We start from the raw sequence: 2,031 nt of genomic DNA, 5'->3' as shown, positions 1-2,031 counted from the left end.
CCAGGGCACTGCGAGTAATACGGGGCATGGGCTTTCCTCATCCAATCGGGCCGATTTTATCACCTTGTCAGCCAAGATCATCCCCAAAACCGCTCACAAAGCCGCCACTCGAGCAGTTGCGCGTTTTACAGCCGCCGCCACCCACGTATAATGCGCCTTCCTAATCATTGCCAAAGGCGCCCGTCATGAGCAAAAAGAACAGTAAAAACAAAGCCGGGTCCAGCACCATTGCACTCAACAGAACCGCCCGCCACGAGTACTTCATCGAAGAGCGCGTGGAAGCCGGTCTGTCCCTGCAAGGGTGGGAAGTCAAATCCCTGCGGGCGGGCAAGGCCAACATCAGCGAAGCCTATGTCATCTTCTTGCAAGGTGAGGCCTTCCTGTTCGGCTCCACTTTCCTGCCACTGAACGCCGCCTCCAGCCACGTGGTGTGTGATCCGACCCGCACCCGCAAGCTCCTGCTGAGCCGCCGTGAACTCGACAAGCTGGAGAGCCTGACCGCCCGTCAGGGGTACACCATAGTGCCGCTGGCGCTCTACTGGAAAGAGTGCTGGGTCAAGGTCGAGATCGGCCTGGTCAAAGGCAAGAAAGAGCACGACAAACGGGAAGACACCAAGGCCCGCGAATGGGATCGGGAGAAAGCCCGCATCATGAAAAACAAGCATCGCGGCTGATTGTGCGCCGCATGCAGCCATGCGGCGTCCAATAAACCAGCAATCGACCGGCCCAGGCCGGTCGATTGCTATCAACGCCTTGCCATGACAGGATTTTTGCGTACAATCGACTTTGACAACTTGGGGCTGATTCTGGATTCGACAAGATTCACGAAACCCAAGGTGCATGCCGAGGTGCGGTAGGCCTCGTTAACAAACCGCAAAAAAATAGTCGCAAACGACGAAAACTACGCACTCGCAGCTTAATAACCTGCGCTGAGCCCTTCTACCCTAGCTTGCCTGTGTCCTAGGGAATCGGAAGGTCATCCTTCACAGGATCGTGTGGAAGTCCTGCTCGGGGCGGAAGCATTAAAACCAATCGAGCTAGTCAATTCGTGGCGTGTCTCTCCGCAGCGGGTTGGCGAATGTAAAGAGTGACTAAGCATGTAGTACCGAGGATGTAGTAATTTTGGACGGGGGTTCAAATCCCCCCAGCTCCACCAAACAATGTTCCGGCCGGGAACGAAGAAGTACAGAAACCCGCATAGCGTAAGGCTTTGCGGGTTTTTTGTTGTCCGCAGTAGTCCTAGCTGGTCGCCTAAATCCAGCCATAAGAGTAACATCTACGGTCACATTGGTTTTGTAACACCGGTTTTGGTGTTACTACTGGGGGATGTGCCGTGAGTAAGGACAAGCTAATGTAGCCCACCGCCGAAAATGAAAAAGAGTTACGGGGAAAATGAGAAACTACCAGCCCAGCTGGTTATCAAACTTGGTGGCACCGCAATCGCTGAGTTTGATAAGCCTGTTAAACCGGCATTAAACCTCTATCTCGAGCCTGTAAATAATTCTATGTAACTGCCCGCTGTCACACCATGTGCCTGTTCGAAACGCGTTTCCGGAATCATGCTTTACCTCCATTATGCGCGTGGTGTTTCGGGCGTCATTACGCTGCTTTGCAGGCTCGCTTAACGCTGGCGGGTGAAATCCCAAAATGTTCGGCGGTCGCTTGGATGCTTGCACTGTTCTCCTTGCGCCAGATAGCAACGGCAATATCGTCAATGGTCTTTTCTCGCCCTAATGCTTTGCCCTTGGCCTTGGCGATCCCGGCCATCTGACGGGCCTTGATATTTGAGCGGTCCAGCTCTGCGACGGCGGCCAACATGGTTAACATTGCCTTGCCGATTGGCGTGGACAGGTCGAACCCTTCCCGCAAGCTGATAATCGACACCCCCTTAGCTTTCAGCGCCTCAACCGTGTGCAAAATGTCGATGGTGTCACGCCCAAGACGGTAAACGGCGGGAACAATTAGCGTATCCCCTTCCGCACAAACTTGAACAGCTCGGAAAATTCCGGGCACTCTAATGCCTTCACTGCG

At 54.1% G+C, this 2,031-nt stretch carries 2 protein-coding genes and 1 other RNA gene; 2 read left to right on the top strand and 1 reads right to left on the bottom strand.

Annotated elements, in window-relative coordinates:
- Nucleotides 1-185 precede the first annotated feature (185 nt).
- Nucleotides 186-674 carry an SsrA-binding protein SmpB gene (gene smpB, locus AAC083_RS18560; protein WP_042036966.1) on the top strand — a complete coding sequence of 163 codons (489 nt, stop codon included), beginning with the start codon at nt 186-188 and terminating at the stop codon, nt 672-674.
- Nucleotides 675-796: 122 nt separating this feature from the next.
- Nucleotides 797-1,156, top strand: a transfer-messenger RNA (tmRNA) gene (ssrA, locus tag AAC083_RS18555).
- Between the two features lie 443 nt (nt 1,157-1,599).
- Here ssrA and AAC083_RS18550 read toward each other — a convergent pair.
- Nucleotides 1,600-2,031 (bottom strand): recombinase family protein (locus tag AAC083_RS18550; protein ID WP_108537388.1); only part of this gene is annotated, 432 nt, incomplete at its 5' end.

Origin of the sequence: Aeromonas sp. HMWF014 (genome assembly GCF_963878295.1) — a bacterium.
GTDB classification, from domain to species: domain Bacteria; phylum Pseudomonadota; class Gammaproteobacteria; order Enterobacterales; family Aeromonadaceae; genus Aeromonas; species Aeromonas popoffii.
The sequence above is the reverse complement of the archived record's forward strand: the minus strand, read 5'-3'. Positions and strand labels throughout refer to the sequence as shown.